11 protein-coding genes are annotated in these 14,362 nt (G+C 42.9%); all 11 read left to right on the top strand.

From position 1 onward, the window contains the following. The 11 genes from dltA (at position 1) to ADJ60_RS02460 (ending at position 14,361) form a co-directional block, all read left to right on the top strand. Positions 1 to 1,551 (top strand): D-alanine--poly(phosphoribitol) ligase subunit DltA, encoded by a 1,551-nt coding sequence (gene dltA / locus ADJ60_RS02510; protein WP_049543214.1) that lies wholly within the window; start codon positions 1 to 3, stop codon positions 1,549 to 1,551. Then, a complete protein-coding gene (gene dltB, locus ADJ60_RS02505) occupies positions 1,548 to 2,792 on the top strand; it encodes a D-alanyl-lipoteichoic acid biosynthesis protein DltB (RefSeq protein WP_049543211.1) in 1,245 nt (414 codons plus the stop codon). Before dltA ends, dltB begins: the two co-directional genes overlap by 4 nt. Before the next feature lie 13 nt (positions 2,793 to 2,805). Next, the gene (dltC, locus tag ADJ60_RS02500; protein WP_000351967.1) at positions 2,806 to 3,045 is read left to right on the top strand and encodes a D-alanine--poly(phosphoribitol) ligase subunit DltC; all 240 of its coding nucleotides are present in this window, start codon (positions 2,806 to 2,808) and stop codon (positions 3,043 to 3,045) included. Then, on the top strand, positions 3,038 to 4,306 hold the full coding sequence (gene dltD / locus ADJ60_RS02495; protein ID WP_049543209.1) for a D-alanyl-lipoteichoic acid biosynthesis protein DltD: 1,269 nt from the start codon (positions 3,038 to 3,040) through the stop codon (positions 4,304 to 4,306). Before dltC ends, dltD begins: the two co-directional genes overlap by 8 nt. 154 nt (positions 4,307 to 4,460) lie before the next feature. Further along, positions 4,461 to 4,901 (top strand): zinc-dependent transcriptional regulator AdcR, encoded by a 441-nt coding sequence (adcR, locus tag ADJ60_RS02490; RefSeq protein WP_001249308.1) that lies wholly within the window; start codon positions 4,461 to 4,463, stop codon positions 4,899 to 4,901. Then, positions 4,901 to 5,605: a metal ABC transporter ATP-binding protein gene (locus ADJ60_RS02485; protein WP_001269496.1), complete on the top strand. Its 705-nt coding sequence runs from the start codon at positions 4,901 to 4,903 to the stop codon at positions 5,603 to 5,605. The genes adcR and ADJ60_RS02485 overlap by 1 nt, the downstream gene beginning before the upstream one ends. Continuing rightward, a complete protein-coding gene (locus tag ADJ60_RS02480; RefSeq protein WP_045612455.1) occupies positions 5,598 to 6,404 on the top strand; it encodes a metal ABC transporter permease in 807 nt (268 codons plus the stop codon). Before ADJ60_RS02485 ends, ADJ60_RS02480 begins: the two co-directional genes overlap by 8 nt. Before the next feature lie 9 nt (positions 6,405 to 6,413). Then, positions 6,414 to 7,919, top strand: coding sequence for a zinc ABC transporter substrate-binding lipoprotein AdcA (gene adcA / locus ADJ60_RS02475; protein ID WP_049543207.1), 1,506 nt, complete (start codon positions 6,414 to 6,416; stop codon positions 7,917 to 7,919). A 284-nt stretch (positions 7,920 to 8,203) separates the two neighbouring features. Then, positions 8,204 to 9,355 carry an iron-containing alcohol dehydrogenase gene (locus ADJ60_RS02470; RefSeq protein ID WP_049543204.1) on the top strand — a complete coding sequence of 384 codons (1,152 nt, stop codon included), beginning with the start codon at positions 8,204 to 8,206 and terminating at the stop codon, positions 9,353 to 9,355. A 149-nt stretch (positions 9,356 to 9,504) separates the two neighbouring features. Next, complete coding sequence (locus ADJ60_RS02465) at positions 9,505 to 10,389, top strand: SPFH domain-containing protein (RefSeq protein ID WP_004235732.1); 885 nt, start codon at positions 9,505 to 9,507, stop codon at positions 10,387 to 10,389. A gap of 183 nt (positions 10,390 to 10,572) precedes the next feature. Next, a complete protein-coding gene (locus tag ADJ60_RS02460; RefSeq protein WP_053092734.1) occupies positions 10,573 to 14,361 on the top strand; it encodes a sugar-binding domain-containing protein in 3,789 nt (1,262 codons plus the stop codon). Position 14,362: the final 1 nt, after the last annotated feature.

The raw sequence follows: 14,362 nt of genomic DNA, 5'->3' as shown, positions 1-14,362 counted from the left end.
GTGTCAAATAAACCAATAGTAGATATGATTGAAACCATTGAGCATTTTGCTCAGACACAGCCTAGCTATCCTGTTTACAATGTTTTGGGGCAGGAACATACTTATGGAGATTTGAAGGCTGATTCGGATAGTTTGGCTGCAGCCATTGATCAACTGGATTTGCCTGAGAAGTCTCCTGTGGTTGTTTTTGGTGGCCAAGAATATGAAATGTTGGCAACTTTTGTAGCGCTGACTAAGTCAGGTCATGCCTATATTCCTATTGACAGCCATTCGGCCTTGGAGCGAGTTTCAGCTATTTTAGAAGTAGCGGAGCCAAGTTTGATTATTGCCATTTCAGACTTCCCATTGGAGCAGGTTTCTACATCGATGATGACTCTAGCTCAGGTTCAAGAAGCCTTTGCTCAAGGGAATAACTATGAAATCACGCATCCAGTCAAGGGAGATGATAATTACTACATTATCTTTACTTCTGGTACGACTGGTAAGCCAAAGGGAGTGCAGATTTCACATGATAATCTCCTCAGCTTTACCAATTGGATGATTACGGACAAGGAATTTGCGACGCCAAGTCGTCCGCAAATGCTGGCTCAGCCACCTTATTCTTTTGACTTGTCTGTCATGTACTGGGCACCGACCTTGGCACTGGGTGGTACGCTCTTCGCTCTTCCTTCAGCTATTACTCAGGACTTTAAGCAACTCTTTGCGACCATCTTTTCATTGCCAATCGCTATCTGGACATCAACCCCTTCTTTTGCGGATATGGCCATGTTATCAGAAGACTTCAACAGCGAGAAAATGCCAGGTATCACGCATTTTTACTTTGATGGCGAAGAATTGACGGTCAAAACGGCTCAAAAACTACGTGAGCGTTTCCCCAATGCCCATATTATCAATGCCTACGGTCCAACAGAAGCGACAGTAGCCCTGTCAGCTGTTGCTGTGACAGACGAGATGTTGGCAACTCTCAAACGCCTACCAATCGGCTATACCAAGGCTGATTCTCCAACCTTTATCATTGACGAGGAAGGCAATAAATTGCCAAATGGCGAACAGGGAGAAATCATTGTTTCGGGACCAGCCGTTTCAAAAGGTTATATGAACAATCCTGAAAAAACGGCAGAAGCCTTCTTTGAGTTTGAAGGTCTACCAGCCTACCATACAGGAGATGTGGGAACTATGACAGATGAAGGCTTGCTTCTCTACGGCGGACGCATGGACTTCCAGATTAAGTTCAACGGTTACCGCATTGAGTTAGAAGATGTCTCTCAAAACCTAAATAAGTCTCGCTTTATCGAGTCTGCTGTAGCTGTACCACGTTATAATAAAGACCACAAGGTGCAAAATCTATTGGCTTATGTCATCTTGAAAGACGGTGTTCGTGAGCAGTTTGAGCGAGATATTGATATTACCAAGGCTATCAAGGAAGATTTAACAGATATCATGATGTCCTACATGATGCCGTCTAAATTCCTTTATCGAGACAGTTTGCCACTGACTCCAAATGGAAAGATTGACATCAAAGGATTGATTAACGAGGTGAATAGCAGATGATGGAGTTCTTTCAACAGCTTCCTCATTTAGAGCCATATGGTAATCCTCAGTATTTTGTCTATGTGATTGCTGCAACCTTGCCCATCTTTATTGGCCTCTTTTTCAAGAAACGCTTTGCCTGGTATGAAGTGCTGGTTAGTCTCTTCTTTATCGTCACCATGTTGGTAGGTGGGAAGACTAATCAGTTGGCTGCCTTGGGTATTTACCTTTGCTGGGAAATATTGCTCGTACTCTTCTACAAGCATTATCGAAAAAGCAAGGATGGCAAGTGGGTCTTCTACCTAGTTAGTTTTCTGTCCCTCCTTCCGATTATCTTTGTCAAGGTGCAGCCGGCTATCAATGGAACGCAGTCTTTGCTTGGGTTTTTGGGAATTTCTTACCTGACCTTTCGTTCGGTTGGGATTATCATCGAGCTGAGAGATGGAGTGATTAAGGATTTTACCCTCTGGGAATTCCTCCGTTTTCTTCTCTTCATGCCGACCTTTTCAAGTGGCCCAATCGATCGCTTTAAGCGTTTTAATGAAAATTATCAGACCATTCCTGAGCGGGATGAGTTGCTGGATATGTTGGATGAATCTGTTCGCTATATCATGTGGGGCTTTTTGTATAAGTTTATCCTAGCTCATGTTTTAGGAGAGACTTTACTACCTCCTCTGAAGAATCTAGCCCTGCAGTCTGGTGGCTTCTTTAACCACTATGCCTTGGCAGTCATGTATACCTTTGGTCTGGAACTCTTCTTTGACTTTGCAGGTTATTCTATGTTTGCCTTAGCCATTTCAAATTTAATGGGAATCCGTAGTCCCATCAACTTTAACAAGCCCTTTTTATCAAGGGATTTAAAGGAATTTTGGAATCGTTGGCACATGAGTCTTTCTTTCTGGTTCCGTGACTTTGTCTTTATGCGAATGGTCATGGTGTTAACCAGAAAGAAGGTCTTTAAGAATCGCAATGTAACCTCAAGCGTGGCCTATATTGTAAATATGCTGATTATGGGATTTTGGCATGGTGTGACCTGGTACTATATCGCCTATGGCCTCTTTCATGGACTGGGCTTGGTCATCAATGACGCTTGGATTCGCAAGAAAAAAACGCTCAATAAGGAGCGGAAAAAATCAGGGAAGCCTGCTCTACCTGAGAATCGCTGGATTCAGTTGCTTGGCATGGTTGTCACCTTCCATGTCGTCATGCTGTCATTCTTAATCTTTTCTGGATTTTTGAATGATTTATGGTTTAAAAAATAAAAGGAAATAAAATATGGATATCAAATCAGAAGTTATCGAAATTATTGATGAGTTGTTTATGGAAGATGTTTCTGACATGATGGATGAAGATCTTTTTGACGCAGGTGTCTTGGATAGTATGGGAACGGTTGAATTGATTGTGGAGATTGAAAACCGTTTTGACATTCGTGTCCCTGTAACAGAGTTTGGTCGTGACGACTGGAATACAGCCAATAAAATCATAGCTGGTATTGTGGAGCTACAAAATGCTTAAACGCTTATGGATGATCTTCGGACCGGTCTTGATAGCTGGTTTGTTGGTTTGTCTGCTTATCTTTTTCTATCCTGCTGAGATGCGCCATGATCTGGGAGCTGAAAAGCGTTCGGCGGTGGCTACTACCATTGAAAGTTTTAAGGAGCGGAGTCAAAAGGTCAGAGCCTTATCTGATCCAAATATGCGTTTTGTTCTCTTCTTTGGCTCCAGTGAATGGCTTCGTTTTGACGGTGCCCATCCTGCGGTATTGGCTGAGAAATACAACCGCTCTTATCGCCCCTATCTTTTAGGACAGAGGGGAGCTGCATCGCTCAACCAGTATTTTGGGATGCAACAGATGTTGCCACAACTGGAGAATAAACAAGTTGTATATGTCATCTCGCCCCAGTGGTTTAGTAAAAATGGCTATGAGCCAGCAGCCTTCCAGCAGTATTTTAATGGGGATCAGTTGACGAGTTTTCTGGAACATCAATCTGGAGATCAGGCTAGTCAATATGCAGCGACCCGCTTACTACAGCAGTTTCCAAATGTAGCTATGAAGGACCTGGTTCAGAAGTTGGCAAGTAAAGAAGAATTGTCGACGGCAGACAATGAAATGATTGAATTATTGGCTCGTTTTAATGAACGTCAAGCTTCCTTTTTTGGTCAGTTTTCGGTTAGAGGCTATTTCAAATACGATAAGCATGTAGCTAAGTATTTAAAGACCTTGCCAGATCAGTTTTCTTATCAAGCTATAGAAGATGTTGTCAAAGCAGATGCAGAAAAGAATACTTCTAATAATGATCTGGGAATGGAGAATTATTTCTATAATACACAGATTAAGAAGGATTTGAATAAATTAAAGGATTCTCAGAAAAATTTTACCTATCTCAAGTCGCCAGAATATAATGACTTGCAGTTAGTGTTGACACAGTTTTCTAAATCCAAGGTAAACCCGATTTTTATCATTCCACCTGTTAATAAAAAATGGATGGACTATGCTGGTTTACGAGAGGATATGTACCAACAAACGGTGCAGAAGATTCGCTACCAGTTAGAAAGTCAAGGTTTTACCAATATAGCAGATTTTTCTAAGGACGGTGGGGAAGCTTTCTTTATGAAGGATACCATTCACCTTGGTTGGTTAGGTTGGTTGGCATTTGATAAGGCCGTTGATCCTTTCCTATCCAATCCCACACCAGCTCCGACTTATCATCTGAATGAGCGCTTTTTCAGTAAAGACTGGGCGACTTATGATGGAGATGTCAAGGAATTTCAATAGATCATAATATAGAAGAGTTCAAGGATGAAACTAGTTTTCACGTTTTTTCTTGACTCTTTTTTTGGTTGTGATATAATTAACCAGTAAATAATTTTTCAAAGAATAGTATTTTTCTCTTAAAATAAAGAGAAGTCCAAAAGGAAAGGAGTCAGATATGAGACAGCTAGCGAAGGATATCGATGCCTTTTTAAATGAGGTGATTTTGCAGGCGGAAAATCAGCATGAAATCCTAATAGGTCATTGTACTAGCGAGGTGGCCCTGACCAATACTCAGGAGCACATTCTCATGCTCTTGTCAGAGGAATCTTTAACAAATTCAGAGTTGGCCCGTCGCCTCAATGTCAGTCAGGCGGCAGTTACCAAGGCCATTAAGTCTTTGGTCAAGGAAGGAATGTTGGAAACATCTAAAGATCCTAAGGATGCGCGTGTGATTTTTTATCAGTTGACTGATTTGGCTCGTCCAATCGCTGAGGAGCACCATCATCACCATGAGCATACACTTTTAACCTATGAACAAGTGGCGACTCAGTTTACTCCAAATGAACAAAAAGTTATTCAGCGGTTTTTGACTGCTTTAGTAGGAGAAATCAAATAATGAGATATATTACGGTAGAGGATTTATCCTTCTATTATGATAAGGAGCCCGTTCTTGAACATATCAATTATAGTGTTGATAGTGGGGAATTTGTTACCTTGACAGGGGAAAATGGGGCGGCTAAGACGACACTGATCAAGGCCAGTCTTGGAATCCTCCAACCACGCATTGGTAAGGTGACCATTTCAAAGACAAATACGCAAGGTAAGAAATTGAGAATAGCTTACCTTCCTCAACAGATTGCCAGTTTTAACGCTGGTTTTCCAAGTACGGTTTATGAATTTGTCAAGTCGGGTCGCTATCCACGAAAGGGTTGGTTCCGTCGTTTGAATGCTCATGATGAGGAGCATATCAAGGCTAGTTTGGACTCAGTTGGTATGTGGGAACACCGAGACAAACGCTTGGGTTCTCTATCTGGAGGACAAAAGCAGCGAGCGGTGATTGCGCGCATGTTTGCTTCGGATCCAGATGTGTTTATTCTAGATGAGCCGACAACGGGGATGGATGCAGGAAGTAAAAATGAATTTTACGAACTCATGCACCACAGCGCCCATCATCATGGTAAGGCTGTTTTGATGATTACCCATGACCCTGAAGAAGTTAAGGACTATGCGGACCGCAATATCCATCTAGTCCGTAATCAAGACTCGCCATGGCGTTGTTTCAACGTTCATGAGAATGATCAGGAGGTAGGCCATGCTTAGTTTATTATCTTATGACTTTATGCAGCGTGCCTTTCTGGCCGTTATTGCTATGAGTCTTTTCTCGCCAGTATTGGGAACCTTCCTTATCTTGCGTCGTCAGAGTTTGATGAGTGATACCCTTAGCCACGTCTCGCTTTCGGGTGTAGCCTTTGGTCTGGTTCTGGGGATTTCTCCGACTATTTCTACTATTGCTATTGTCTTGATTGCGGCAGTCTTCCTGGAGTATCTCCGTACGGTTTACAAGAACTTTATGGAAATCGGGACAGCTATCCTCATGTCAACAGGTCTGGCTGTTTCTCTGATTGTCATGAGCAAGGGTAAAAGCTCGAGTTCTATGAGTTTGGACCAGTACCTTTTCGGCTCAATCGTGACTATTAGCGAAGAGCAGGTCATTTCCCTCTTTGTCATTGCGGCGGTTGTCTTGATTTTGACCTTCCTCTTCCTTCGTCCTATGTATATCCTGACCTTTGATGAGGATACGGCCTTTGTGGATGGCTTGCCAGTTCGTACCATGTCCATTCTTTTTAACATGGTGACGGGGGTGGCCATTGCCCTTATGATTCCAGCTGCGGGAGCTCTTCTGGTATCGACCATTATGGTCTTGCCAGCTAGTATTGCCCTGCGTCTGGGGAAAAACTTTAAATCGGTTATGCTGCTTGCCAGTGCTATTGGATTTTTGGGAATGGTAGCAGGACTTTACATTTCCTACTATGCAGAAACACCTGCAAGTGCAAGTATTACCATTATTTTTGTAACTGTCTTTTTACTCATTAGTTTAGTAAGACGTTTTATCAAATAGGAGATGAACATGAAAAAAATTAGCTTATTACTCGCCAGTCTATGTGCCTTGTTTTTAGTGGCTTGTTCCAATCAAAAGCAGGCAGATGGCAAACTAAATATTGTGACAACCTTTTACCCTGTCTATGAATTTACCAAGCAAGTCGCAGGAGATACGGCTAATGTAGAGCTCCTAATCGGTGCTGGTACAGAACCCCATGAATATGAACCGTCTGCCAAGGCAGTTGCCAAAATCCAAGATGCAGATACCTTCGTTTATGAAAATGAAAACATGGAAACATGGGTTCCTAAATTGCTAGATACCTTGGATAAGAAAAAGGTCAAAACCATCAAGGCGACAGGCGATATGTTGCTTTTGCCAGGTGGTGAGGAAGAAGAGGGAGACCATGACCATGGAGAAGAAGGCCATCACCATGAGTACGATCCCCATGTTTGGTTATCACCAGTTCGTGCCATTAAACTAGTAGAGCACATCCGTGACAGCTTGTCAGCAGATTATCCTGATAAAAAAGAGACTTTTGAGAAGAATGCAGCTGCCTATATCGAAAAATTACAAGCCTTGGATAAGGCTTATGCAGAAGGCTTGTCTCAAGCCAAACAAAAGAGCTTTGTAACGCAACACGCAGCCTTTAACTATCTCGCCTTGGACTATGGACTCAAACAAGTCGCTATCTCAGGACTTTCTCCAGATGCCGAGCCATCAGCTGCTCGTTTGGCAGAATTGACAGAGTACGTCAAGAAAAATAAAATTGCCTATATCTACTTTGAGGAAAATGCTTCACAAGCCCTTGCTAACACACTTTCAAAAGAGGCAGGTGTCAAAACAGATGTCCTCAATCCTTTAGAAAGTCTGACAGAAGAGGACACCAAGGCTGGAGAAAACTACATTTCCGTGATGGAGAAAAACCTCAAGGCTCTGAAACAAACAACGGACCAAGAAGGCCCAGCAATTGAGCCTGAAAAGGCAGAGGATACCAAGACAGTTCAAAATGGTTACTTTGAAGATGCAGATGTCAAGGACCGCACCTTGAGTGACTATGCAGGTAACTGGCAATCAGTTTATCCTTTCCTTGAAGATGGAACCTTTGACCAAGTCTTTGACTACAAGGCTAAGTTGACTGGTAAGATGACTCAGGCTGAGTACAAGGCCTACTATACAAAAGGCTATCAGACAGATGTGACTAAGATTAACATTACTGATAACACTATGGAATTTGTTCAAGGTGGACAAAGCAAGAAATATACTTACAAGTATGTTGGTAAGAAAATCTTGACTTACAAGAAAGGAAATCGTGGTGTGCGCTTCCTCTTTGAAGCCACAGATGCTGATGCTGGACAATTCAAGTATGTTCAGTTTAGTGACCACAATATCGCCCCAGTTAAGGCAGAACATTTCCATATCTTCTTTGGAGGCACAAGCCAAGAAGCCCTCTTTGAAGAAATGGATAACTGGCCAACCTACTACCCAGATAACCTATCTGGACAAGAAATCGCCCAAGAAATGTTGGCGCATTGATGAGAAACCGACTAGTTCATAGGAGCTAGTCGGTTTTTTGAAATAGGGGCTGATGTGTAGCCCATTTCATGTGTCGGCGGATAGCCTATAGCTGTTATCTTTGGTAGATGCAATTTTGTTTCAAGGAGCAGAGTGTCATATTTGAAAAGGATCTTATAAATAATAATCAAATTTCACTCCTTTTAAAAATGTTTGTTAGACATTTCACAAATGATTGAAAACGAATACAAAAAGTAATATAATGATGTTAAATATATAGCGCGAAGGCGCAGGAGGAAAATTATATGGCTACATTTTATGTTCCGGCAGTCAACCTTATTGGAAAAGGTGTTGTAAATGAAGTGGGTCCTTATATCAAGGAACTTGGCTATAAAAAGGCGCTTTTGGTGACAGATAAGTTCATCGAAGGAAGTGACATTTTGCCTAAGGTTTTAAAACCGCTAGATGCAGAAGGAATCGAATATGTCATCTTTAGCGATGTAGAGCCAAACCCTACTTGTAAGAATGTCACAGATGGGGTAGCTGCTTTGGAAGAACATGGATGTGATTTTATCATCAGTCTTGGTGGGGGTTCTCCACAGGATGCAGCTAGTTGTATTTCTATCATAGCAACAAATGGTGGAAAACCACAGGATTATGAAGGGCTTCATAAGTCTGCTAAAAAAGGCTTGCCAGTTGTGGCTATCAATACAACGGCAGGAACTTCTGCAGAAATTACCATTAACTATGTGATTACCGATGAAGAACGCAAGGTTAAGATGGTAATGGTTGACAAGAATAGCCTTGCTCTTATCTCTGTTAATGACCCTGAATTGATGATTTCAAAACCTCAAGCCTTGACTGCAGCGACAGGTATGGATGCTCTAACCCATGCTGTTGAAGCTTTGGTAACACCTGGTGCTTATGATGTGACCAAGAAACTCTCTATCGGAGCAATTGAGCTTATCAAGGAATACCTTCCTCGTGCTGTAGCAAATGGACACGATATTGAAGCGCGTGAAGGTATGGTCAATGCCATCTTCCTTGGTGGTATGAGCTTTAACAATGCAGGTCTGGGCTATGTTCACTCAATGGCTCACCAACTCGGCGCAGTATATAACTTGCCACACGGTGTTTGTTGTGCCATGTTGTTACCAGTTATAGAACGTGAAAATGCTAAACGTGTACCAGAAGCTTTCCGCAATGTTGCTAAAGCCTTGGGACTTCATGTAGAAGGTAAATCAGATGAAGAGTGTGCCGACTATGCGATTGCTGAGATTGAAAAGCTTTCTGAGACAGTAGGTATTCCTAAGAAATTGACTGAACTTGGTATTGAAGAAAAAGATTTCGACTTTGAATACCTTTCTAAGAACGCCTTGATTGATGCCTGCGCACCAGGAAATCCATTTATGCCAACCTTAGAAGAAACGATTGAGTTTTATAAAGAGTTGTTTTAGCAAGAGATTTGACGACAATGTGACAATTCACCTCCAATTATTGACATTTCAGGAAAAATTGCAGTAAAAACTGCACATCCTTCTTTAAATGTGCTATAATACAGAAAAAAATAATGATGGAGGTCGTCGCGATGGTAACAACATTTTTGATGATTTTTGTGGTGGTTTGTGTGCTCCTATTGGTGATAGTCACACTGAGTACAGTTTATGTGGTTCGTCAACAGTCGGTGGCGATTATTGAACGCTTTGGGAAATACCAAAAGGTTGCCAATAGCGGTATTCACATCCGCTTGCCTTTTGGGATTGACTCGATTGCAGCGCGGATTCAGTTGCGCTTGTTGCAAAGCGATATTGTGGTTGAGACTAAGACCAAGGACAATGTGTTCGTTATGATGAATGTAGCGACTCAGTACCGTGTTAATGAGCAGAGCGTAACAGATGCCTACTATAAACTCATGCGTCCAGAATCTCAGATTAAATCTTATATCGAAGATGCTCTTCGCTCTTCTGTTCCCAAATTAACCTTGGATGAATTGTTTGAGAAAAAAGATGAGATTGCCCTTGAAGTTCAACACCAAGTAGCAGAAGAAATGACTACTTACGGTTATATTATCGTGAAAACCTTGATTACCAAGGTCGAACCAGATGCAGAAGTCAAGCAATCCATGAATGAAATCAATGCGGCGCAGCGCAAGCGGGTCGCAGCGCAAGAATTGGCGGAAGCTGATAAGATTAAAATCGTCACTGCAGCTGAAGCCGAAGCAGAAAAAGATCGCCTCCATGGTGTGGGGATTGCCCAACAACGTAAGGCGATTGTGGATGGCTTAGCAGAGTCTATCACCGAACTCAAGGAAGCCAATGTTGGCATGACAGAAGAACAAATCATGTCCATCCTCTTGACCAACCAGTATTTGGATACCTTGAATACCTTTGCCTCTAAAGGAAATCAAACCATCTTTTTACCAAATACGCCAAATGGTGTGGATGATATTCGTACACAAATCTTGTCAGCTCTACGTGCTGAGAAGAAATAATAGACTAAAGAGCTTGGCAACAGGCTCTTTTTGCATTACCCTTGTAGCTTTGAGGAATAAATCCTCCTCTACAAATTATAGAATCTTTTCTGAGTATTTAGGGAGTGATGGAGGAAGTCTTGAAAGCGCTTTTGTTTTGTGCTATAGTCAACTATATCGATTCGTTTAAAGAGGAATGCTTGTATGAGAAGAGAAGAAGTTTTACGAAATCACTGGTTTTTTAGCCAAGAGGTGGGGAAAGAAGAGGCCTTGGCGTCGGATTTTCAGAGGGAAAATTGGCAGGTTATTCAAGTGCCACATGACTGGAGTATTTACAATGATTTTGACCAGTATTCGCCAGCGCAAAATGAGGGTGGTCAGTTAAACGGGGGTCAGGCCTGGTATCGGACACAGTTTTACTTGGAAGAAGATGCCAGTCTTGTATCGGTGCGTTTGTTGTTTGACGGGGTTTACATGAATGCCCAAGTCTATATCAACGGGCAAGTGCTGGGTTATTATCCCAATGGCTACACACCTTTTTCTTATGATATCACGCCTTATCTAAGAAATGATGGGACGGCCAACCAGCTTGCGGTTTTTGTGGACAATCAGCAACCTAGCAGTCGTTGGTACTCGGGTAGCGGTATTTACCGAGAAGTAGAATTGTTGATTACAGATTTGGTGCATCTGGATTTATATGGGATTAAGATAGTAAGTCCCAAGCTCAAGGAGCAAAGACAATCGTGGGTGGAAACCCAGCTTGAAAGCAAGGTTTCAAATGATGGACCTCAGTCCGTGTCGGTGTATTTAGAACAGAGTATCTGGTATGATGGACAACAGCTGTCAGACTGGCAGGCAACAGACTCTCTAGTGATTGAGTCTGGGGACAAATATTCTTTCCAACAAGCCATATCAATTTTTCAACCCTTGCTTTGGGATATTGACCATCCCCACCTTTACCAATTGAAGACTCGTCTTTACAAAAATGGCATTTTGGTTAATGAAGAAGAGGAGACCTTTGGTTACCGCTATATGGATTGGCAATCGGATAAGGGTTTCTTTCTAAATGGTCGCTGGTTGAAGATTCATGGGGTTTGTCTGCACCATGACTATGGAGCGCTGGGAGCTGTGGAAAATAGGTCAGCTGCCGAGAGACGCTTGCGCCAGATGAAGGAAATGGGTGTCAATGCAATTCGAATTACCCATAATCCAGCTAGTAGTATTTTGCTGGATCTAGCTGCCAAAATGGGCCTACTCATCCAAGAAGAAGCCTTTGATACCTGGTATGGAGGTAAGAAAGAATATGATTATGGTCGCTTTTTTGAGGAAGAAGCGACTCATCCAGAAGCGAAAGCAGGCGATTTCTGGTCAGATTATGATTTGCGTACTATGATTGAGCGTGGCAAGAACAATCCAGCGATTTTTATGTGGTCCTTGGGAAATGAAGTCAGCGAAGCAAATGGTGATGCTCATTCATTGAAGACTATCAAACGCTTGCTAGAAAGGGTCAAGGAGGTTGATGATAGTCGTTTTGTGACCATGGGAATGGATCAATTCCGCTTTGGCGATGGTTCTGGAAGTCATGAAAAGATAGCCAATTTTCTGGATGTGGTGGGCTTAAATTACTCGGAAGATAATATTGATGCGATTCGCAAAAGACATCCCAAGTGGCGACTTTACGGCTCTGAAACCTCATCGGCTACCCGAACACGTGATAGCTATTTTCGTCCAGCTAAGGAATGGGTTGGAGATAATCGCCGCGTGCGGAATTTTGAACAGTCAGACTATGGCAATGATAGAGTTCCTTGGGGGAAGACGGCGACGGCTTCTTGGATAGCAGATCGAAATCGGCTAGACTATGCGGGTCAGTTTATCTGGACAGGAGTGGACTATATCGGTGAGCCGACTCCCTGGCACAATCAAAATGACACGCCTGTCAAGAGTTCCTATTTTGGGATTGTGGACACGGCAGGGATTCCTAAAAATGACTATTATCTCTATCAAAGTCAGTGGTTGGACCTAAATCAGCATCCCATGGTTCATATCCTGCCCCATTGGAATTGGGAAATCCACAAGAGTTATCAACAAGTTGTGGATAAGTATGGGGATATACCTGTTCGGGTGTATTCAAATGCTAGTTCGGTAGAGCTATTTCTCAATGGAAAATCTCAAGGTAGGAAGACTTTTCAGGAAAAATGGACTTCAGATGGCAGAAAATACCAAGAGGGAGAAGGTTCTGGCCAACTCTATCTCGAATGGCGTTTGCCTTATCAACCAGGAGAATTGCATGCTGTAGCCTATGACTGTCAAGGTCAGCTTGTGGCAGAAGATAGGGTGGTGACTGCAGGTAAGCTTGCTAAGATTGGGCTTCATGCCGAAAAAACACAACTTAAACCAGATGGACAAGACCTCCTTTATCTCTATTTTGATGTATTGGACAAGGATGGAAATTGGGTGCCGAGTGCTTCCAATCAGATTCATTTTAAAATTGAGGGCCCTGCTCGCATTGTAGGTGTGGATAACGGCAGGCAGGCCAGTCGTGAACGTTATCAGGCTCAGAAAAATGGTCGGTTTAAGAGGAAGGCCTTCCATGGCAGAGGTGTACTTTTGGTTCAGAGCTTGGAGCAGGCAGGCCAAGTAAGAGTAAAGGCCAGTGCCAGAGGGCTAGAGACAGCAAGTTTTGATCTCTTAGTGGGAGAGGCTTTTGATTGCCAGCCAGTGAAAAATCAGCGCTTATTTGAGATTCGAGTGGATAAGCAGGCCGGATTACAAGAAGGGGATTCCCCAGCTATTGGACTTTATCCACAAACTGTGGATAACCCTGTGAACAAGGTGGGGAATAGTGAAGTGATTTGGGAGATGAGTGGTAGTGCCCAGGCCATTATAAATCAGGGAGTGCTTCATTGTTTGTCTGCTGGCGACTTGGCTATCCGAGCCATGTATCAAGGCAAAACCTATCAAACTCATTTGCAGGTCGCAGAAAATACCTCACTAGGGCAGGCAGTTTCTGCACGACCACTTCGCTTGTATACAGCTAAGGGAACGTATCCACAGCTGCCATCTTCAGTTTTGGTGGACTATGAGCTCGGGGGTGCAAAACGAGTCAAGGTTGTTTGGGAGGCAATATCCGAAGAAGATATGGCAAGCTTTCATGAGTTTACGGTATCTGGTCAGCTAGAGGGTTTGGATTTAAAGGCTTCTGCTCAGGTTTGTGTCCAAGGGATTTCCGCTATTGAACCTGAAAGGGTTTGGACGCTTGTCAAGGAAGTCCCACATTTACCAGACCGAGTCAAGCTAGTCTTATCAGATGGCAGACGAGATACAGCCAAGGTTACTTGGGATGAACTCAAGCCTCAAATCTATACTCAGGTAGGAGAATGCGTTCTCACAGGGCAGGTAGCGGGCTGTGAGTTGCCAGCAACAGTCACCATTCATGTGACAGATGCTAGTGTAGATGGTGAAGTCATTTCCAATCAGTGGACAGGGTCCAATCTGCCTCTGGTCTTTGCTTCTCACTCAGAGCCTAATCATTCAGCATCTTACCTCAATGATAAGGTCATTGCTCGGAAGAAATCGACAGCCAATACTTGGATTGCCAAGTCAGAGCAAGCTAGCGTCGGTATTCTGTTTGGAGATGCAGGGATTTTAAAACCGCGATTTGTGGATAACGTGACCTTGTATTATGTCGAAAATCAAGAATACGTGGCGGTGGATCCTACCCATATCGATTATTATGTAGGGAATGAGCCTGCCTTGCCTCGGACTCCAAATCATTTAGATAAGGATTCCCTGCTCAAACAAGAGGAGAATTGGCGACCTGTATCAGCTATTAGAAAAGTTTCAAGTGATAAGGATGAGGAGCTTCGTTTTGAATTTGACAAGGTGGAAACCTATGCCCTTCGGCTTCGATTTGAAGGCTTGACTAGTCCCCTAGCCTTAACAGAATTGCAAGTACATGCCAAAAAAGTAAAGAAAAATGTAGATAGGAAGTAAT

It is taken from the genome of Streptococcus pseudopneumoniae, assembly GCF_001076775.1.
In the GTDB taxonomy this organism is placed as follows: Bacteria; Bacillota; Bacilli; order Lactobacillales; family Streptococcaceae; genus Streptococcus; species Streptococcus pseudopneumoniae_G.
Note: the sequence above shows the minus strand (reverse complement) of the source record. Positions and strands in the feature narration are given on the sequence as shown.

Coding starts and splice junctions, on each gene's coding strand:
- ADJ60_RS02485 (WP_001269496.1), top strand. CDS start 4,901: ATGAGATATATTACGGTAGAGGATTTATCCTTCTATTATGATAAGGAG.
- ADJ60_RS02465 (WP_004235732.1), top strand. CDS start 9,505: ATGATTTTTGTGGTGGTTTGTGTGCTCCTATTGGTGATAGTCACACTG.
- ADJ60_RS02480 (WP_045612455.1), top strand. CDS start 5,598: ATGCTTAGTTTATTATCTTATGACTTTATGCAGCGTGCCTTTCTGGCC.
- ADJ60_RS02460 (WP_053092734.1), top strand. CDS start 10,573: ATGAGAAGAGAAGAAGTTTTACGAAATCACTGGTTTTTTAGCCAAGAG.
- dltB (WP_049543211.1), top strand. CDS start 1,548: ATGATGGAGTTCTTTCAACAGCTTCCTCATTTAGAGCCATATGGTAAT.
- adcR (WP_001249308.1), top strand. CDS start 4,461: ATGAGACAGCTAGCGAAGGATATCGATGCCTTTTTAAATGAGGTGATT.
- adcA (WP_049543207.1), top strand. CDS start 6,414: ATGAAAAAAATTAGCTTATTACTCGCCAGTCTATGTGCCTTGTTTTTA.
- dltC (WP_000351967.1), top strand. CDS start 2,806: ATGGATATCAAATCAGAAGTTATCGAAATTATTGATGAGTTGTTTATG.
- ADJ60_RS02470 (WP_049543204.1), top strand. CDS start 8,204: ATGGCTACATTTTATGTTCCGGCAGTCAACCTTATTGGAAAAGGTGTT.
- dltD (WP_049543209.1), top strand. CDS start 3,038: ATGCTTAAACGCTTATGGATGATCTTCGGACCGGTCTTGATAGCTGGT.